The following is an 18056-nucleotide window of genomic DNA, read 5'->3' on the forward strand; positions in this document are numbered from 1 at the left end:
GCCCGTGAGGGGGCCTTCATGAACGCCCGGCGGGCAGGTTGTAGGCGCGCAGGCCGAGCGTCTCGGTGGGGTCGCCGGTGGTCGCGGGTCCGGCAACGGGGGCGCCCGGACCACCGCCGGTGCGGCGGCGTGCCGACTTCTGCCGCTTGGCGCGCCGCGTGCGGGCGAGGCGGCCCCGGGCGGGGTGCAGCAGGGCGCCGAGCACGGAGCCGCCGGACGCGCCGATGATCTCGCGGATGCGTTCCAGGTCGCTGCGGTGCACCTCGCGCGGGTCGCAGACGACCATGACGCCCTCCACCCGGTCCACCAGGGCGACCGCGTCGGCGTACGACAGGACGGGCGGGGCTAGGACGATGACCACGGCTCCGGGCCGGTCGGCCTCGGCGACGATACGGCCGACGGGCGCGGAGGTCAGGGCGCGCGGCACGTTGTCCACCTTGGCCCCGGCCACCAGGGCGAAGGCGCCGGAGCCGGGGACGTCGACGTTGGCGCGGCTGCCCGCGGGCCAGGTGCCGCCGCCCTCGTGGGCCCAGCGGGGCGGAGCGCCGTGTGCCGCCAGGTCCAGTTCCCGGGCCAGCGAAGGGGTGCGCAGATCGGCCTCGACGAGGAGCACGTCACGGCCCATCTCGGCGAAGGCGGCGGCCAGGTTGACCGCTGCTGCCGCCGCCGCCGTGTTGTCGTCGCGGGGCGCGGTGACCAGCAGACGGCGGCTCTGGGCGAACGCCGGGTCGTAGGCGAGCCGGAACGCCACCGCCCGGTACTCCTCGGCGAGCCTGCTGCCGCCGCGGCCGATCGCGAGCAGGGCGCCCGTGCCCGTGCGTTCGCGGGGCAGGGTGCCGAGCAGCGGGGCGCCGAGGGAGCGGACGAGTTCGCGGGTGGAGCGGACGGCCGGGTCGAAGACGAGACGCACCCAGGAGAGCAGCAGGCCGAGCGCGAGGCCGAGGACACCGCCGAGTCCGAGCAGCAGCGGCAGACCGGCTCCGGTGGGCCGCGTCGGGGCGACGGGCTTCTTGTTGAGATAGCCGGGGGTGGTGTCCAGGGCCTTCAACTCGGAGATTTTCCGGGTGAGTTCGGAGATGGAGACGATGATGCCGGCGCGGGCGCTGCTCACATCGTCGGCTTCGTCCGCCCCGATCTGCTGCTCCAGCAGATCGCGCTTGTCCTCCAGCGGTTCGAGCTGGGCCCGGTAGCCGATGGCCATGTTCGCGATGCTTTCCTCGGTGCGCGCCTTGCGGTGGGCAAGGTAGGCGTTCGCGAGGGCCTCGGCGCGGACGCCTGCCTGGGCGGGGGTGCTGCCGGTGTAGGAGAAGCGGAGCGTGAGGGTGTTGGGCGGGTTGGTGACCTGGAGGCCGGAGAGCAGCTGCCCGGGGAGGACCGGGTCGCCCTGCCCGGCCAGGGTTTGTGCGGCCAGGGTGCCGACGGTGTCACTGACGGCGTTCTGCCGCTCGGAGCCGATGTTGATGCCCTTGTCCGCCGAGGCGCCGGTGGCGAAGGGGTCGGCGGTGGCGGAACGGACCTGGACCTCGCCCGTGGCGGTGTAGGTGTCCTCGCCGGCGAGGGCGAGGTAGCCGCCGCCGAGGAGGCCGACGACGACACCGGCGGCCAGCAGCGAGCGGTAGCGCAGGAGCTGGCGGAACTGGTCGCGCAGCAGCGCCGGTTCGTCCTGTTCCTCCAGGGCGCGGATCGAATGCGTCATCGGGGCGGGCTCCCTTGTGCGTTCCCTGAGGCGTGGCCGTGCGCGTCGTGCCGTACGTCGCCGAGGAGCTCGGCCAGCAGGGCGTCGAAGCGGGCCAGTCCCGCCTCCCGGCTCAGGTGGTGTGTGACATAGCGCGGTCCGTGGGCACCGAGCGCGTCCGCCGTGGCGGGGTCCCCCGCCAGCTTGCGTACGGCGGCCAGCAGGGCGTCCGGGTCCTCGGGGGCGACGAGCACCCCGGCACCCGAGCGGCGCACCTCGTCCGCGGTGCCGCCCCCGTCGGCGACGGAGGCGACGACCGGGCGCCCCGAGACGAAGTAGGAGGTGAGTTTGGACGGGACGCTCATATCGAGGACCGAGGCACGCTGGGTCACCGCGAGGACATCGGCGGCGGCGAGGACATCGGTGAACTCCCCGGCTCCGGCGGGCGGCAGGAAGTCGAGGTTGGTCAGCCCCGCGGCGCGGGCGCGCAGCGCGTCGCGCTGGTTGCCGTCGCCCATCAGCACGACCCGGACGTCCGGTGCCCGGCGCGCCGCGTCGACCAGCACATCGAGCCCCTGCTTGAGGCCCATGTTGCCGGAGTGCAGCAGGACCGGGGTGCCCTCGGCCCAGCCCAGCCGGGCCCGGGTGGCTGACCGGTCGGCGGACGGACCCTGTACATGGGTCCAGTTGGGCACCGTCCGGATGCGGGCGGGGTCCACACCGAGCGCCCTGACACCGGGGACGAAGCTCTCGTGGATGACCCCGACGAGTGCCGCGCCGCGCAGGGCGTAGCGCTCGGCGGCAGCGGCGACCGCGGCGGCCCGGCCTCCTCCCCGGATACCGCTCTGCGCGGCCGCCGCGCCCATCAGGTCCTGGACGACGGGGAGGTAGGGGACGCCGTGGCGGTGGGCGATCCGGGCGCCGATGACACCGCCCGCGAGGCTCGGCAGCTGGGCGATCACGGCGTCCGGCCGTCCGGGCGGCGGCGCGAGGAGCCCATGCCCGAGGACACTGGCCTCGAACGCCGCTCTGCGCAGCGCCGTCTGGCGGGAGGGCACATAGTGCCTTCGGCGGTGGACGACGACGTCCTCGCGGGTCTCCGTGGCCCGCCACACCCCCCGGTAGCGGGCGTCGAGGCGCCACGACGGGTAGTGCGGCATGCCGGTGAGCACCTGGAGCCGGGCGCCGGAGGCGGCCCAGTGCTCGGCGAGCTGGGTGGCGTACGGGCCGATGCCCGTGAGCTCCGGTGCGTAGTTGGTCGAGACCACCAGTAGACGGCGGTTCTCGAACGGCCTGTGCTGGTCGCCAGCGGACATCACACGATCGCCTTCCCCCCGGAACAGCATCCGCCCCCCTCGGGGAACAGCCCACAGCTGAGCTTATCCGTTCACGGGTTGCACAAGTGTTCTTCACAGTATGGTCGTTGGACATCACCACACATCACGTTCACCGTGGGGGGAGAGAACGGATGGTGCAGCACCGAGTCGGTTACGCGCCGGGGGTGTACGACCTGTTCCACGTCGGACACCTGAACATCCTTCGCCACGCCCGTAGTCAGTGCGACTACCTGGTCGCGGGGGTCGTCTCGGACGAGATGGCCGCCCTCGCCAAGGGCCACAAGCCGGTGATCCCGCTGCCCGAACGGCTGGAGATCGTACGCAGCGTCCGCTACGTGGACGCCGCGTTCGTCGAGACGGTGCCGGACAAGGTCGAGACCTGGCAGCAGGTCCGGTTCGACGTCATCTTCAAGGGCGACGACTGGCGGGGCACGGCGAAGGGGAAGCGGCTGGAGCGGGACTTCGCCGAAGTGGGCGTGGAGGTCGTCTACTTCCCGTACACCGTGCACACCTCCAGCACCCAGTTGCGCCGCGCGCTGGATGCCCTGGTCAGTCGGCCCGGAGCGCTCTCAGCTCCCTGAACCACTTGACGAGGAACGCCACCAGGAACACGGCGTGCACGACGGCGAGCGCGGCGTACCCGGCCCGGAACACCCCGGGTGCGCCGAGCAGCAGGAACACCAGGCAGAACACCCCGTAGTCCGCGGGCAGGAGCGCCACGGCCCGCACCCGGGACACCGGTGCGGCGCCATCGGCCGGGGCCGGCCGGGCGGCGGTCCGGCCCAGCTGTTCGCGCAGCAGTCCGGCGCAGAAGGTCAGCACCGCGACGAACAGGAAGCCCAGCGGCAGCAACAGCCAGCCCTCGCCGGGCAGTTCGCCGAAGCGGTAGAAGGAGATCAGTACGGCCATGTGGACGAGGATCATCTTCGCGCAGTCCACGACATGGTCCAGCCACTCACCGTCGGGTCCGCCCTTCCCCGTGAGCCGGGCGAGCTGCCCGTCGGCCGAGTCGAAGGCGAAGCCGGTCACCAGCCCCGCCCAGACCGCGAGGCCGAGCCCCCACGAGGGTTCGGCCAGGGCGGCCGAGGCGATCGCCGCGAAGGTGAACAACGCGCTGATCAAGGTCACTTGATTGGGCGTCAGCCCTGCCCGGTGGGCCCCCGCCGCGAGTAACCGCCCCGCCGGCCGGTTCACGTACCGCGAATAGAGCGAGACGCCCTTGGCCGTCTTCTGCGCGCCGCGCAATTCGCGCAGCACTGTACCCGTGCTTCCCATACGCCCCCCAGCGTCCGGCATTGCCCGCATCATGGCACGTACATGCCTCCTTGTGGGGGTGGAGTCGGGATCTCCCCGGACCGGCCCGCACCTGGGGCCGGCCGGTCCTACTCCGGAGGTAATCGACCCCACCCGGGCCCCCGCGTCATGGTGTGCGTACCGCCCCGGAGCACCGGAGCGGTACGGCAGAGGCCCGCGGGGGCCCGGCGAGAGGACCGGCACCATGACCGCACACGAGGACGCCGTTCAGCGCTACTTCACCGCCTGGAACACGACCGGGCCCGAGGAGCTGGAGAAGGCGGTGGCCGCCGCGTTCACCGAGGACGCCACCTACACCGACCCCCTGGCCGATGTCCGGGGGCACGACGGTCTGGTGGCCGCGATCAGCGGCGCGCATCAGCAGTTCCCCGGCTTCGGCTTCCGGCTGACCGGTACTCCGGACGCGCATCACGACCTCGTCCGCTTCACCTGGGACCTGGTCTCCGGGGCGGACGGCTCGGCGCCCGCCGCCGGGTTCGATGTGATCAGGCTGGACGGGGACGGGCGGATCAGCTCGGTCAGCGGCTTCCTGGACCGCGTGCCGGGAGCGTGAACCCGCGGGGCCGGCGCGTGGGCCCCGCGGACCGGTGCGCCACCCGTACGGGCCGGGCACGCCGGCGGCACGGCGCGACCGCCGGCGCACGGCCTCACGGGTCCATGGCCCCTCTCCTCCGTCACTTCTCCCGGGTCAACTGCTCGTCCAGTTCGTCGAAGAGCAGCTCGCTGTGGTCGACCTGCCCGGTCCGGTACGCGGACCGGGCCACCAGATGTGCGGCCACCGGGCCCGTGAGCATCTGGAAGAAGCCGATCAGGGCGAGGGTCGCCAGGTCCATTCCGCTGCGCAGCCGCAGCGCCACCCCGGCCAGCACCAGCAGCATCCCGAGCGTCTGCGGTTTGGTCGCGGCGTGGCTGCGTGCCAGGACGTCCGGCAGCCGCAGCATGCCGATCACCCCGAGCAGACAGATCAGCGCGCCGACCAGGAGCAGCACGGCACCGGCCGTGTCGACGATCCGGAGCCAGACGTTCATCGCCGGCCCTCCTCACTGCCGGGGGCGGGCGGGGGCACCGGGCGGGACAGCGGCCGGTCGCGTACGGCGATGAAGCGGGCGATGCCCACCGAACCGGTGAAGCCGAGGAATGCCAGGACCAGCATGATCGGGAAGTAGAACGTATCCCGGGCGAAGGCCGACTTGGCGCCCAGTCCCGCGATGATCAGGGCGGCGCACACATCCAGCGCGATCGCCCGGTCGAGCATGGAGGGGCCGCGCCAGATCCGGATCAGCAGCAGCGCCCCGGCGACGACGATCATCACGACGGCGGCGGTCAGCAGGACCCGGTCGACGGTCTCGGGTGCGCTCATGAGGCGTCTCTCCTGCTGCCCGGGGGCGGTGGGGCCGGGGGCGGCACGGCCACCCGGGCGATCTCGTCGCGGGTGCCGAACGCCCGTACGGTCAGCTCCTCCAGCCGCCACACCGAACGCCGGGCCGCTTCGAGCTCCTTCGGCCGGTCCGCGTCCAGGACGTGCAGGAAGACCGTGGCGGTGGCGCGGCGCACCTCGATGATGGCGCCGCCCGGCACGTTGGAGACGGCGACGGCGGTCGCGGCGAGCATCAGATCACTGCGGCAGCGCAGCGGTACGCCGATGACCGCGGCCCGGTGCGGGCGCCCGGCGAAGATCTGCCGGGTGACCCTCACGCCCGAGGTGTACATGTCGTAGAAGAGGTATCCGACGAGCCGCAGGATGCCCCACGGATGCAGCCGCAGTCCGAGGTCGACGCGGGGCAGCGGGAAGGCCAGGCAGACGGCGACCGCGACGACCACGCCCGTCAGTACGTTGGCCCAGCTCAGCGTGGACCAGAGCAGCACCCAGATCACGGTGAGCCAGGCGATCAGCGGAAGGTCGAGCACCCGTCCGCGGCGGTCGCCGAGCTCGCAGCTGAAGGGCGGCAGGTCGGCGTTGCGGAACGACAGGGTGAGGATGCGTCTCACCGGCCGAGCACCTCCTCGATGTAGGGCGTCCGCTTCAGGAGTTCGGCGGCCGAGCGGTCGGTGTACTCGGTCAGGGGGCCCGCGAACACGGTGAAGGCGAGGCCGAGCGCGACGGTGGCGGCGGTGGCGGCGGTCATCGTGCGGGGCAGGTGGGTCGTGGTGGTGACGGCCCGTCCGTGCAGGGTGGCGGCGACGACCCGGCCGGCCGGGTGGGGCCGGGGCCCGATGCCCTCGTCGCCGGTGCCGGGGATGTTGTCGGGGCCCGGGTCGGTGTCGTTGTCGTCGTTGTCGTCGTCGGACTCCAGGACGGTGCCGTCGGCGGCCTGACCGGGGGGAGCGGCCCGCCAGAACGCCAGGTTCCAGACCTTGGCCATCACGTACAGCGTGAGGAGGCTGGTCACCGTCGACCCGATGACCAGGATCCAGGGCCAGACCCCGCCGTCGGCGACACCGGCCCGCATCAGCCCGAGCTTCCCGATGAACCCGGACAGCGGTGGAATTCCGGCGAGGTTCATCGCGGGGACGAAGAAGAGGAGCGCGAGGACCGGGGCCGCTTTCGCGAGGCCGCCGAGCCGGGTGAGTTCGGTGGTGCCGCCGCGGCGTTCGATGAGCCCGGCGACGAGGAACAGCGTCGTCTGGACGGTGATGTGGTGGGCGACGTAGACGATGGCGCCGCCGTACGCCTGACGGGTGGCGAGGCCGATTCCGAAGACCATGTAGCCGATGTGGCTGATCAGGGTGAAGGAGAGCAGCCGCTTGAGGTCGGTCTGGGCGACCGCGCCGAGGATGCCGATGACCATCGAGGCGAGTGCGGCGGCCATCAGGAGGTCGCCGAGCCGGTTGCCGGGGAAGAGCAGGGTCTCCGTACGCAGCATGCAGTAGACGCCGACCTTGGTGAGCAGGCCCGCGAAGACGGCGGTGACGGGGGCCGGGGCGGTCGGGTAGGAGTCGGGGAGCCAGGCGGCGAGCGGGAACACCGCGGCCTTGATCGCGAAGACGGTCAGCAGCATCGCCTGGATCAGGGTCTGCACGCCGAGCGGGAGTTCGCCCAGGCGCAGTGCCAGCTGCGCGAAGTTGGCGGTGCCGGTCGCCGCGTACGTCATGGCGATGGCGGTGAGGAACAGCATCGAGGAGAACAGCGAGATGATCACGTACGTGGAGCCCGCCCGGATCCGGGGTCCGGTGCCGCCGAGGGTCAGCAGGACGAAGCTGGCGACCAGCATGATCTCGAAGCCGACGTAGAGGTTCACGAGGTCTCCGGCGAGGAAGGTGCAGGAGACCCCGGCGACCAGGATGAGATACGCCGGGTGGAAGACGGCCACCGGTGTCTCCTCGTCCCGGTCGGCCATGCCCTGGCCGAGGGAGTAGACCAGCACGCAGAGCGTGACGGACGAGGAGACGGTGAGCATCAGCCCGGTCAGCCGGTCGGCGACCAGGGTGATGCCGAGCGGCGGGGCGAAGTCGCCGAGGTGGACGGAGAGCGGTCCCTCGGTGTCGGCGGCGATCATCAGGATGACCGAGAGCGCCGTGACGGCGGAGAGCACGGCGACGCTGATGAAGCGCTGGAAGCGTTTGAGACGGGTGCCGAAGGCGAGGCTGAGGCCGGTGGCGCAGAGCGGCAGCAGCACCGGCAGCGGGACGAGCGCGTTCATCCGGTCACTCCTCGGTCGTCGTGATCGCTGTCGCCGTGCCCGTCGTGCGCGTAGTCCTCCGGGTCCGCGCCCAGGACGTCGTGCCACAGGTCGCCGGACGCGTCGCGGCCGCGCGCCTGGAGGGCGCGGTCGGCGCGCAGCCGGGAGCGCAGGCGGCGGCGCTCCTCCAGATAGCGGTCGCGCTCCTCGCGGGTGGGCTCGGCCCCCGAGCGGTACTCCTCGCGCAGTTGGGCCCGCTCCCCCATCACCTCGGCGCGCAGCACGATGCGCCGGTCCTCCAGGTCGTCGTGCACCTCGTCGGTGCCGGTGAGCTGGTGGCTCCGGTAGGCCATGGCGAGGAGGAACGCCGTGGTGGCCAGGGTGATGACGATGGCGGTGAGCGCGATGGCCTGCGGCAGCGGGTCGGTGACCCGGCGCAGCGGAACGCCGTAGAGCAGGGGGGCAGCGCCGGCCGAGCCGGTGGCGGACAGGACGAGCAGGTTGATGCCGTTGCCCGTGATGACGGCACCGAGCAGGATGCGGGTCAGTGGCCGGGTGAGCATGAGGATGCCCCCGACCGCGCAGAGCACCACGGCGGTGGCGAGGAGCGAGGCGCTGACGGTCACCGGGGGGTGCCTCCCGCTTCGGGGCCGCCGGCCGGGACCAGTACGCCCGCCGCCCGTTCGATCTGCCGGTCGATCTTGGCGCCGAGGGCCCGCACGATGTCCAGGACGACACCGAGGACCAGCAGGTAGACCCCGAAGTCGAAGAGGACGGGCGTGCCCAGGTGGTAGTCGCCGAACACCGGCAGATGTCCGCGGTACGTCCAGGCGTGCAGCACGGTGCCGTCCACGAGGCCGAGCAGGGCGACTCCGGTGGACACGAAGAGGCCGAGTCCGGTGAAGAGTCCGGGCTGCAGGGGGGCCGCCTGGGCGAGTTCGAAGCGGCCGCCCGCCAGGTAGCGGGTGATGAGGGCGAGTCCGGCGACGAGTCCGGCGACGAAGCCGCCGCCCGGCATGTTCTCGGCGCAGAACAGCAGGTACACCGAGAGCACCAGGATCGGGTGGAACAGCAGCCGGGCCACCACTTCGAAGACGACGGAGCGGTGTTCGGGAGCGAGCGTCTGCCCGGCCGCCAGCCAGCTCCGCTCGGGGGCGGTGTCGAGCCCCCGAGACACTCCGCCCAGCGGGTGCGCGGAGAGCGACCAGGCGGTCCGGCCGCGCAGTTCCTCCGGGGCCATGGAACCTTCGCTGCGGCGGTGCAGGTAGATCAGGCTCGTCACGCCGATCGCGGCGGCGGCGAGCACCGCGGACTCCCCCATCGTGTCCCAGGAGCGCAGGTCGACGAGGATGGTGGCGACGACGTCCTTGAGCCCGTGGTGGGCGGTCTCCTCGACCATCGCGGCGCCGGCCGGGTCGGCGATACGCGCGGCGGCGGCGGCCCAGACCACCACCCCGACGGTCGCCGCGGCCGCCAGCGCCACCGGGATACGGGCGGCCCGCCGCCATGAGCTGACGGACTCCTGGAAGTGCACCGGCATCCGGCGCAGCACCAGCACGAACACGATCATCGAGACGGTCTCGACGCAGAACTGGGTGAGCGCCAGGTCGGGGGCGCCCTGGACGACGAAGAGCAGCGCCGCCCCGTATCCGGTCAGCCCCGCCAGGACGACGGCCTTCATCCGGCGGCTCACGGTCAGGCAGAACAGGGCCGCGGCGCAGGTCAGCACGGCGACGGCGCCCTGGAGCGGGGTGTCCCAGACCCGGGGTGCCACCGCCCCTTTCCAGGGCCGGTCGGTGAGGAGCACCGCGAGCTGCCCGGCGAGCATCACCAGGAGCGTGGTGGCGAGGTAGACGGAGAGGGAACCTCGCTGGACGAAGCCCGTGACCTGGAGGGCGAGGCGTTCCAGGCCCAGCAGCAGATGGCCGAAGACACTGTCGGCGGTGGGCCAGGCGATCCGGCGGGAGAGCCGGGTGACGCCCGTACGCCCGGCGAAGAGCACGGCACCGCCCGCCCAGGCGACCGCCGACAGGAGCAGGGCGAGGCCGAGACCGTGCCAGAGGGAAAGGTGGTAGGGGTGCGCGGGGGCGGGGAAGGCGGCCGCGTACGCGCCGAACAGCCGGTCGGTCCAGCTGACGCCGGGGCCCAGCACCAGCCCGCACAGGGCGAGGAGGGCGGGCGGGGCGAGGAAGGCCCAGCCGACGCGGTGGACGGGGGTGTCCTCGACCCCGGGTTTCCGGAAGAAGGCGCCCCAGACGAACCGGAGGGTGTACGCGGTGGTCAGCGCCGAGCCCACGACGACGGCGGCGAGCGCCCACCGGTCGGCCGTGTCCCCGTGCAGCAGCGCTTCGAAGGCGGCTTCCTTGGCGGCGAAGCCGAGCAGGGGTGGCAGCGCGGCCATGGAGGCGGCGGCGAGCACGGCGACGGTGGCGACGTGCGGCAGCGCCCGGCCGACGCCGGAGAGTCTGCGCAGGTCGCGCGTTCCGGCCGCGTGGTCGACGATGCCGGTGACGAGGAACAGCGGCGCCTTGAAGAGCGCATGGCCGAAGATCATGACGGCGGCGGCGAGCGCGGTGTCCCGGTTGCCCACTCCGGCGAGCAGGGTGAGGAAACCGAGCTGGCTGACGGTTCCGTAGGCGAGGACGATTTTCAGGTCGTTCAGGCGCAGCGCGCGCCACCCGCCGAGCAGCATGGTCGCGGCGCCGAGCACCAGGACGACCGGCCGCCAGACCGGGATGTCGGCGAAGGCGGGGGCGAGCCGTGCCACGAGGTAGACACCGGCCTTGACCATGGCCGCGGCGTGCAGATAGGCGCTGACGGGGGTGGGTGCGGCCATGGCGTTCGGCAGCCACATGGAGAACGGCCAGAGCGCAGACTTCGACAGCGCCCCGAGGAGGACCAGGACGACGGCCACCTCGACGGCGAGGGTCGGCTCGGGCGGGTCGGCGACGATGGCGGAGATCCGGTAGGTGCCCGCCGCCTGACCGAGGATCAGGAAGCCGATGAGCATCGCGAGCCCGCCGAAGGTGGTGACGGTGAGGGCCTGGAGGGCGGACCGGCGGTTCTTCTTGCGTTCGCTGCCGTGGCCGATCAGCAGGTAGGAGAAGACCGTGGTCAGCTCCCAGAACACATAGAGCGAGATCAGGTCGTCGGCGAGGACGAGGGCGAGCATGGCCCCGGCGAAGGCGAGCAGGTTCCCGGCGAAGCGGGCCAGTTGCGGGGTGTCGTCGCCGAAGTAGGAGGCGCAGTACAGCAGCACGAGGGTGCCGACTCCGGCCGCCAGCAGCACCATCAGTTCGGCCAGGGCGTCCAGGCGCAGGGCGAAGGAGACGTCGTACGCCGGGATCCACTGCCAGGACGAGGTGACCGACCGTCCGGAGGCCGCCAGGTCCCACTGGGTGGCCGCCCAGACGGTGGCGGCGGCCGGGGGCAGGGCGAGGACGACGAAGGCGCGGCTGCCGAGCCGGTGCACCAGCGGGCCCGCGCAGGCCGCCAGCAGGAAATGGCAGACGATGAGCGCGGTCACCGTGGAGCATCCGGAATAAAGAGCACTAAATACAGATATATCCCTCGACCCGGTTCACCCGTACGGCGCGCCGCGCGAACCCGGACCACCGCGCCGCACGAACCCGGCCCACCGTGCCGGGCGCGGTCGTCCACGCCGTACCGGGCGCACTCCTGCCCGCCGCGCCCGAAGGCGCCCTCGGCCCGATGGCGCCCTCGGCCCGGGTCGCGTCCTCGGCCCGGTCGCGCTCAGACGTGGTCGGCGCACTTCCCGCTGTGGTCGCAGAAGGGCGCGTTCCCCGTGCGCCCGCAGCCGCACAGCATCACCCGGGTCTCCCGCCGGGCGCCTTCGAGGGTGTCGATCTCCAGGTCCCCGCGCAGATGGAGCACTCCGTCGGCGTGCAGGGAGACATGGGTCGGCGCATCGGGGACCTCGTCCGGCAGGCCGTCGGTGCGGTGGTACTGGAGGGCACCGCTCGGGCAGCGGTGGATGACGTCGGCCACCTCGTCGGCGGAGGCGTTGGCCGGCATGATCCACGGCTTGCGCCCGACCTCGAACACGGTGGGCAGCCCGTGCACGCATTCGGCGGCGTGCAGGCAGCGGTGGGCGTCGTAGCTGACGGTGATGCCCTCGCCGTCGTACGACCTGGCGGCGGGGTGCGGGGGCGGTTCGCTGGTCACGCCTCCACCCTCACCCCGGCCGCGCCGCCCCGCTACTCGACGGCCTGCTCGACGGACCGGGTCCCGACGCGCCCCGAACGGACCCGGTCCCGCCGCGCCTCGGCCGGAACGGACCGTACCGCTGCTCGGGCAGGTCGGACGCGGGATTCGTGGGGATGACGTGGGCGCGCCGTGTTGCCCATGTGAGGCCGCTTTCTTTTCTTTTTTGCAGTGTGACTAATATCTATGTGTCGAAGTTCTCCACGCAATTGACCAGTCGTGAGGCTGGCACCCATCGTCAAGGAGCATGCCCTGCGCACGCGCGCGTCTCGGCGGACCGACTCGACCACCATGTCGTTGCGGACAGCCCTGCTCGTACTGGCCATCGTCCCCGGTGTCGCACTGGCAGCCCTCTGGGCCGTCACCAGTGGACAGACACTGCTCGACTTTCAACGCCAGGCAGCCCAGGGACAGTTGGCCGAGAAGGCCGGCCAACCGTCCAACATCGTGTACTACAACCTGCAGGAGGAGCGGCGGCTGAGCGCCGAAGCCCTGGCCGCCTCCGGAGGTTCCACCGAGGCCCTGGACCGTCAGCGGGGGCTCACCGACGACGCGATCGACACCTTCCAGTCGGTCTCCGACGTGTCCACCGACGACGCTCCCGCGGAGGTCCGTGACGCGGTCGGCAAGGCCCGCGAGGCGATCAAGCAGCTGCCCGCCCAGCGCACTCTGGTCGACCAGGGCGACAACAAGCAGCAAACCGTGGTGTACGACTACTACACCGACCTGATCGCCGTGGACCTCAAGCTGTTCTCCGCGCTCAGCCATGTGGACAACGGCAAGGTGACCACGCTGTCGCAGCCGCTCGTCGACCTGTTCTGGACCAAGGAGATGATCTCCCGTTCGGACGCGATCCTGGCCCGTGGCTGGCCCAAGGGGAAGCTGAGCGTCGAGGACCTCCAGCAGTTGCGCGAGGAGGTCTCCGCCCAGCCCTTCCAGTACGGCACCAAGGTCCTTCCCTACCTGCCCGACGACGAGCGGTCGATGTGGCAGGAGATCACCGACAGCGAGGCCTGGAAGGCCAAGACGGCGGTCGAGGAGAAGGCCCTGCGGCCCGCCGCCCCCGACGACGCCGGGATGGTGGCCCTGGACACGGAGCACAGGACCTGGCGTCAGGCGATGGACGACCTCACGCCCCAGCTGGTGGAACTGCTGGAGCACCGCACCGCGATGGTCGTCGAGCAGGGCAAGGGGACCGTCATGTCCCTGCTGCTCAAGATGGCGCTCACCACCGTGATCGGTCTGGCCGCGGTGATCGCGGTCATCGTGACCACCTGGCGCCTCACCCGCACGCTGCGGCGCCGGATCGGCGGTCTCCAGGAACGGGCCGAGGAGCTGGAGAAGACGCTCCCCGAGGTCGTCGAACGGCTGGGCCAGGGCGAGAAGATCGATGTCGAGGCCGAGGCCCGCGCGATCGAGCCGGAGCAGGGCAGCGGTACGTCCGACGAGCTCACCAAGCTCGGTGACGCCCTGAACCTGGCGCGCACCAGCGCCCTCAACGCCGCGGTCAAACAGGCCGACCAGCACCGCGGCTTCGAGCGGCTCCTCCAGCGCATCGCCCGCCGCACCCAGCAGCTGATCGGCCAGCAGCTCAAGAAGCTGGACGAGCTGGAGCGCAAGCACGAGGACCCCGAGGTACTGGACGGGCTGTTCGACCTGGACCACCTCACCGCGCGCCTGCGACGGTACGAGGAGAACCTCGTCATCCTCGCCGGAGGTGCCCCGCACCGGCGCTGGCGCAAGCCCGTACCCCTGCTGGACGTCATGCGGTCCGCGCAGGGCGAGGTGCAGGACTACCGCCGTGTGGTGCTGGATCTCGACGGTGCCCCGTGGCTGTCCGAGCGGGCCATCGGCCCGGTCTCCCATGTGCTGGCCGAGCTGATCGAGAACGCGCTGAGCTTCTCCCGGCCGCCGAGCCCGGTCGAGGTCCGCGCCGCCAAGGTGAGCCGGGGCCTGGCCATCGAGGTCGAGGACCGCGGTCTCGGGATGGACGAGAAGCAGCTGGCCGAGGCCAACGAGCTGATGAGCCGGCCGCCCCGGATGGACGTCCTCGCGCACGCGGACGACATCCGCCTCGGCCTCTATGTGATCGCCCGCCTCGCGGACCAGCACGGTCTGCGGGTCGAGTTCCGGCCGTCCGCCTTCGGCGGTACGCGGGTCGTCGTCCTCGTCCCCGACGAGCTGACGGTCGCCGATCCGTCCGCCGGTCCCGTCGGTGTGCCGCCGGCCGCCGCGCTCCCCTCCTCCCAGGGCCGGACCACGGCGTCCGACGCGGCTCCGGGCGCCCTGCCCACCCGCGTCCAGGGCAGGGCGATGGCCGGGGTCACCGCCCTGGTCGACCACGCCGCCGCCCGTGCGGAACGTGGCGAGCGCACCGACCGCGCCGACCGCTCCGGTCAGCCGGAGCAGCCGGGCGAGCGGGTCCTGCCGGGCCGGTCCGAGCAGCCCGCGCAGGCCGGTCCGTTCGCCGCCCCCGGGCAGCCGTACACGGCCCCGCAGGACCCGTACGCACCTGTCCCGCAGCCGTACGCCGGCGCCGAGGGCACGTACGCCGTCCCGGAGCAGCCGTACGCGTCCGCCGAGGAGACGTACGCCTCGCCCGACGAGTCGTACCCGCCGTCGGAGCAGCCGTACGGACCGGCCGGGCAGCCGTACGCGGGCGGCGGGTCCGCGTCCGCGTACCCGCCGCCGGGGAACCCGTTCCCGGCGGAGGCGAACCGCTACGCGGGCGCCGAGACCCCGTACGCCGCGCCGGAGCAGCCGTACATGACGGCAGCCGGGCAGTACCCGGTGCCGGGTCACCCGTACGCGTCCGCCGAGGGCCCGTACCCGGCGCTGCCCGAGCCGTCGTACCCGGAGACCTACGCGGAGCCGTCCTACCCGGAGCCGTACGGGGAGCGCGACCCCGTCACGCCCCCGCTCCCGGTGCAGTCCGAACACCCGGCCCTCCCCCCGGCACCGGCGCTCCCGGAGTCCGATGGGGAGCCCCCGCTCCCGCGCCGGGTCCGCCAGGCCAGCCTGGTGGACGAGCTGCGGATCGATCCGGCAGCCCGGCCCGCCGTGCCCAGGCCCCCGAGCTGGGACGAGAACCCGCTGCTCCGGCCGGCCCCCCGTCGGGCCGGAGCCGCCATCGGCGCGTTCCAGCGGAGGTCGCGCGCGGCACGCGCGACCGAGGAGCCGCCGGCACCGCCCGTACCTCCCGCCTCCCCCTTTCCCACGAGAGAAGAACGGTCATGACACGCACAACGGCCACCCTCCAGGATCTCGACTGGCTGCTCGACGGTTTGGTGGACTCGGTGGCCGAGACGCTGAACGCCGTCCTGCTGTCCGACGACGGACTGGTGGTGAGCCATTCGCGCACCATCGAGCGCGCCGACGCCGAGCGGCTGGCCGCCATCTGCACCGGCCAGCAGAGCCTCGCCCGGGGGGCCGGCCAGCTGTTCAACGGTGGTTCCGTCCACCAGGTCATCGTCGAACTGGCCGACCTGTGGCTTTTCATCATCACGGCGGGCCAGGGCACCCATCTGGCCGTGGTCGCCTCCCAGGAGGTGGACGCCGAGGTGATGTCGCTGGCCATGCACAACCTGGTCCAGCAGGTCGGTCAGAAGCTCAGCGCCCCGGTGCGCGGTGACTTCGACGCCTTCGGTACCGGGGACGGGCAGCGGGTGTGACGCCCTACTGGGACGAGGAGCCGGAGGAGGACGGCGCGGGCACCATGGTCCGCCCGTACACCATCACCCGGGGCCGGACCGCTCCCGAGCGGGACGACTTCACCCTCATCACCGTGCTGACGACCGCGAACGATCCGCGGGACGTCCACGGTGTACCCCTGCGAGCGGGCAGGCTCCAGCCGGAGCACCGCATGATCCTGGACCGCTGCCGGCACTCGGCCGCGGTCGCCGAGGTCTCCGCCGACCTCGATCTGCCGGTCTCGGTGACCAAGATCCTGCTGGCGGATCTGGTCTCCCAGGGCCTGCTGCTGGCCCGTGCCCCGCTGTCGGTGGCACGGGCGTCCGGCGGGGCCCGCATGGGCCTGCTGGCCGCTGTACGTGACGGACTCCGGAGACTCTGAACCAAGATGACAACCCCTCAGACAGCGCCCAGCGCCGTCAAGATCCTCATAGCCGGCGGTTTCGGCGTCGGAAAGACCACCCTGGTGGGCGCCGTCAGCGAAGTGGCGCCGCTGCGCACCGAGGAGTACCTGACCAGGGCCAGCATCGGCGTGGACGACCTGGCCGGTGTCGGCCAGAAGGACACCACCACCGTGGCCCTGGACTTCGGGCGGATCACGGTCAGTCCCGAGCTGGTGGTCTACCTCTTCGGGACCCCGGGCCAGGAACGTTTCTGGTTCATGTGGAACGACCTGGTCAACGGGGCGCTCGGTGGCGTCGTGATCGCCGACACCCGGCGGCTCGACACCAGTTTCGCCTCGATCGACTTCTTCGAGAGCCGGGACATCCCGTTCGTCGTCGCGATCAACTGCTTCCACGGCCACAACACCCGTACCAAGGACGAGATCCGGTCCGCGCTCGACCTCGATCCGCATGTTCCGCTGCTGATCGGCGACGTCCGGGAGCGGCCGTTCGGGCGCGATGTGCTGCTCGCGCTGGTGGACCACCTGATGAGTCTGCCCTCGGCGGCCGGCTGACCCGCCGCCGCCCCTCCTCCTCTGTACCTCTTCTCTCTCACCTTTCGTATCGGAGATCCGAGATGGCATCACCCCTGCGCGTACTGATCCACGGCGGCGGGATCGGCGGGCTGACCCTCGCCGTCGCGCTGGCCCGTCGCGGTCACACCGTCGAGGTCGTCGAACTGCGTGACGAACTGGACGCGCTCGGCGTCGGCATCATCCAGCCCTCGAACGCCCTGCATGTCATGCGGGAGATCGGGGTCCTCGACGACTGCGTGAAGGCGGGGTTCGCGTGGGAGGTGCTGACCATCTGCGACCCGGCCGGTGCCACGCTCGCCAAGATCCCGCAGCCGCGCATGGGCGACGCCCCCTCCAACAACGGCATACCGCGCCCCGCCCTGGCCAAGGTGCTCGGCGACGCCGCCGCCGCTGCCGGGGTGCCGATCCGCTTCGGTACGACGATCAGCGAGCTGGCCGACGACGGCTCCGGCGTGGACGTGACCCTGTCCGACGGCTCGGCCGCCCGCTGGGACCTGGTCGTGGGCTTCGACGGCATCGGTTCACCGCTGCGCACCCGGCTCTACGGCGACCGCTTCCGCCCCGAGTACACGGGCTTCGCCAACTGGCGGGTCACCGTGCCCCGTCACCCCGAGGTCCAGGGTGTCGTGATGAGCACGGGCAACCAGGCCGCCAAGGCGCTGCTGACCCCGATCACGGACGAACTGATGTATCTGGGTGCGGTGTTCGCCGAGGCCGAGGACTTCCGGCCGGACCCGGAGCGGGCGCACGAGGAGCTCGCGGAGCGGCTCGCCGGATTCACCGGCCCGGTCGCCGAGGCGCTGCGGGACGTCACCGACCCGCGGGCCGTGGTGTACTCGCGGATCTCCCAGGTGACGGTCGAGGAGCCGTGGCACGTGGGCCGGGTCGTGCTGGCCGGTGACGCCGCGCACGCGAGCACCCCGCATCTGGCGCAGGGCGCGGCGATGGCCGTCGAGGACGCGCAGGTGCTGGCCGAGTCGCTGGACGCCGAGGACGGCGTGGCCGCCGCGCTCGCCGCCTGGGAGGCCCGGCGCCGGCCGCGTGCCATGTGGGTGCAGAGCATGTCGCGGGCGATCCTGAAGCAGGAGACCGGCAACGCGACGACGCCGGAGGAGGACGAGCTGCTGAAGGTCGGCATCCCCGGCGCCGCCCATGTCCTGGTGAAGCCGTACTGATCCGCCGTGCGTGCGTGACGTCGTCCGCCGGTGGGCGGGTCC

17 protein-coding genes are annotated in these 18056 nt (G+C 72.1%); 7 read left to right on the top strand and 10 right to left on the bottom strand.

Annotated elements, in window-relative coordinates; translation table 11 throughout:
- Positions 1 to 16 precede the first annotated feature (16 nt).
- Both A6A29_RS16575 and A6A29_RS16580 read right to left on the bottom strand, forming a co-directional pair.
- Positions 17 to 1696 carry a lipopolysaccharide biosynthesis protein gene (locus A6A29_RS16575; protein WP_073720857.1) on the bottom strand — a complete coding sequence of 560 codons (1680 nt, stop codon included), beginning with the start codon at positions 1694 to 1696 and terminating at the stop codon, positions 17 to 19.
- Positions 1693 to 2991: a glycosyltransferase gene (locus A6A29_RS16580; protein ID WP_073720941.1), complete on the bottom strand. Its 1299-nt coding sequence runs from the start codon at positions 2989 to 2991 to the stop codon at positions 1693 to 1695. Before A6A29_RS16580 ends, A6A29_RS16575 begins: the two co-directional genes overlap by 4 nt.
- A gap of 152 nt (positions 2992 to 3143) precedes the next feature.
- On the opposite strand from A6A29_RS16580, the gene A6A29_RS16585 reads away from it, so the two are divergent.
- Positions 3144 to 3593: an adenylyltransferase/cytidyltransferase family protein gene (locus tag A6A29_RS16585; protein WP_073720858.1), complete on the top strand. Its 450-nt coding sequence runs from the start codon at positions 3144 to 3146 to the stop codon at positions 3591 to 3593.
- Here the strand turns inward: A6A29_RS16585 and A6A29_RS16590 are convergent.
- On the bottom strand, positions 3562 to 4287 hold the full coding sequence (locus tag A6A29_RS16590; RefSeq protein ID WP_073720859.1) for a CDP-alcohol phosphatidyltransferase family protein: 726 nt from the start codon (positions 4285 to 4287) through the stop codon (positions 3562 to 3564). The two genes, A6A29_RS16585 and A6A29_RS16590, sit on opposite strands and share 32 nt — an antisense overlap.
- A gap of 223 nt (positions 4288 to 4510) precedes the next feature.
- Here A6A29_RS16590 and A6A29_RS16595 point away from each other — a divergent pair, with 223 nt between their 5' ends.
- Positions 4511 to 4879, top strand: a complete 369-nt coding sequence (locus A6A29_RS16595) for a nuclear transport factor 2 family protein (RefSeq protein WP_073720860.1) — start codon at positions 4511 to 4513, stop codon at positions 4877 to 4879.
- Between the two features lie 121 nt (positions 4880 to 5000).
- On the opposite strand, the gene mnhG is transcribed toward A6A29_RS16595, so the two are convergent.
- From mnhG to A6A29_RS16630, 7 genes are all read right to left on the bottom strand, one after another.
- Positions 5001 to 5354 carry a monovalent cation/H(+) antiporter subunit G gene (mnhG, locus tag A6A29_RS16600; protein WP_073720861.1) on the bottom strand — a complete coding sequence of 118 codons (354 nt, stop codon included), beginning with the start codon at positions 5352 to 5354 and terminating at the stop codon, positions 5001 to 5003.
- A complete protein-coding gene (locus tag A6A29_RS16605; RefSeq protein WP_073720862.1) occupies positions 5351 to 5686 on the bottom strand; it encodes a monovalent cation/H+ antiporter complex subunit F in 336 nt (111 codons plus the stop codon). The genes mnhG and A6A29_RS16605 overlap by 4 nt, the downstream gene beginning before the upstream one ends.
- Positions 5683 to 6315 carry a Na+/H+ antiporter subunit E gene (locus A6A29_RS16610; protein ID WP_073720863.1) on the bottom strand — a complete coding sequence of 211 codons (633 nt, stop codon included), beginning with the start codon at positions 6313 to 6315 and terminating at the stop codon, positions 5683 to 5685. Before A6A29_RS16610 ends, A6A29_RS16605 begins: the two co-directional genes overlap by 4 nt.
- The gene (locus A6A29_RS16615; protein ID WP_073720864.1) at positions 6312 to 7967 is read right to left on the bottom strand and encodes a Na+/H+ antiporter subunit D; all 1656 of its coding nucleotides are present in this window, start codon (positions 7965 to 7967) and stop codon (positions 6312 to 6314) included. Before A6A29_RS16615 ends, A6A29_RS16610 begins: the two co-directional genes overlap by 4 nt.
- Positions 7964 to 8572 carry a Na(+)/H(+) antiporter subunit C gene (locus A6A29_RS16620; protein ID WP_073720865.1) on the bottom strand — a complete coding sequence of 203 codons (609 nt, stop codon included), beginning with the start codon at positions 8570 to 8572 and terminating at the stop codon, positions 7964 to 7966. Before A6A29_RS16620 ends, A6A29_RS16615 begins: the two co-directional genes overlap by 4 nt.
- The gene (locus A6A29_RS16625) at positions 8569 to 11472 is read right to left on the bottom strand and encodes a Na+/H+ antiporter subunit A (protein ID WP_073720866.1); all 2904 of its coding nucleotides are present in this window, start codon (positions 11470 to 11472) and stop codon (positions 8569 to 8571) included. Before A6A29_RS16625 ends, A6A29_RS16620 begins: the two co-directional genes overlap by 4 nt.
- Positions 11473 to 11699: 227 nt before the next feature.
- Positions 11700 to 12131 (bottom strand): (4Fe-4S)-binding protein, encoded by a 432-nt coding sequence (locus A6A29_RS16630; RefSeq protein ID WP_073720867.1) that lies wholly within the window; start codon positions 12129 to 12131, stop codon positions 11700 to 11702.
- A gap of 330 nt (positions 12132 to 12461) precedes the next feature.
- Here A6A29_RS16630 and A6A29_RS16635 point away from each other — a divergent pair, with 330 nt between their 5' ends.
- The 5 genes from A6A29_RS16635 to A6A29_RS16655 all read left to right on the top strand — a co-directional run bounded on the left by A6A29_RS16635 (position 12462) and on the right by A6A29_RS16655 (position 18014).
- On the top strand, positions 12462 to 15407 hold the full coding sequence (locus A6A29_RS16635; RefSeq protein WP_079182805.1) for a sensor histidine kinase: 2946 nt from the start codon (positions 12462 to 12464) through the stop codon (positions 15405 to 15407).
- Positions 15404 to 15841, top strand: coding sequence for a roadblock/LC7 domain-containing protein (locus A6A29_RS16640; protein WP_073720868.1), 438 nt, complete (start codon positions 15404 to 15406; stop codon positions 15839 to 15841). The genes A6A29_RS16635 and A6A29_RS16640 overlap by 4 nt, the downstream gene beginning before the upstream one ends.
- On the top strand, positions 15838 to 16242 hold the full coding sequence (locus A6A29_RS16645; protein ID WP_385732344.1) for a DUF742 domain-containing protein: 405 nt from the start codon (positions 15838 to 15840) through the stop codon (positions 16240 to 16242). Before A6A29_RS16640 ends, A6A29_RS16645 begins: the two co-directional genes overlap by 4 nt.
- Positions 16243 to 16248: 6 nt before the next feature.
- Entirely contained in the window at positions 16249 to 16818 is a 570-nt protein-coding gene (locus A6A29_RS16650) for a GTP-binding protein (protein ID WP_073720869.1), read from the top strand.
- A gap of 62 nt (positions 16819 to 16880) precedes the next feature.
- Complete coding sequence (locus A6A29_RS16655) at positions 16881 to 18014, top strand: FAD-dependent monooxygenase (protein WP_073720870.1); 1134 nt, start codon at positions 16881 to 16883, stop codon at positions 18012 to 18014.
- Positions 18015 to 18056 lie beyond the last annotated feature (42 nt).

The sequence above is a fragment of the Streptomyces sp. TSRI0281 genome (assembly GCF_001905125.1).
GTDB lineage: Bacteria > Actinomycetota > Actinomycetes > Streptomycetales > Streptomycetaceae > Streptomyces.

Bases quoted from the DNA above. Each gene is read 5' to 3' on its own strand.
- A6A29_RS16590 (WP_073720859.1), bottom strand. From the start codon at position 4,287: ATGGGAAGCACGGGTACAGTGCTGCGCGAATTGCGCGGCGCGCAGAAG.
- A6A29_RS16575 (WP_073720857.1), bottom strand. From the start codon at position 1,696: ATGACGCATTCGATCCGCGCCCTGGAGGAACAGGACGAACCGGCGCTG.
- A6A29_RS16650 (WP_073720869.1), top strand. From the start codon at position 16,249: ATGACAACCCCTCAGACAGCGCCCAGCGCCGTCAAGATCCTCATAGCC.
- A6A29_RS16635 (WP_079182805.1), top strand. From the start codon at position 12,462: ATGTCGTTGCGGACAGCCCTGCTCGTACTGGCCATCGTCCCCGGTGTC.
- A6A29_RS16595 (WP_073720860.1), top strand. From the start codon at position 4,511: ATGACCGCACACGAGGACGCCGTTCAGCGCTACTTCACCGCCTGGAAC.
- mnhG (WP_073720861.1), bottom strand. From the start codon at position 5,354: ATGAACGTCTGGCTCCGGATCGTCGACACGGCCGGTGCCGTGCTGCTC.
- A6A29_RS16615 (WP_073720864.1), bottom strand. From the start codon at position 7,967: ATGAACGCGCTCGTCCCGCTGCCGGTGCTGCTGCCGCTCTGCGCCACC.
- A6A29_RS16580 (WP_073720941.1), bottom strand. From the start codon at position 2,991: ATGTCCGCTGGCGACCAGCACAGGCCGTTCGAGAACCGCCGTCTACTG.
- A6A29_RS16605 (WP_073720862.1), bottom strand. From the start codon at position 5,686: ATGAGCGCACCCGAGACCGTCGACCGGGTCCTGCTGACCGCCGCCGTC.
- A6A29_RS16585 (WP_073720858.1), top strand. From the start codon at position 3,144: ATGGTGCAGCACCGAGTCGGTTACGCGCCGGGGGTGTACGACCTGTTC.
- A6A29_RS16640 (WP_073720868.1), top strand. From the start codon at position 15,404: ATGACACGCACAACGGCCACCCTCCAGGATCTCGACTGGCTGCTCGAC.
- A6A29_RS16655 (WP_073720870.1), top strand. From the start codon at position 16,881: ATGGCATCACCCCTGCGCGTACTGATCCACGGCGGCGGGATCGGCGGG.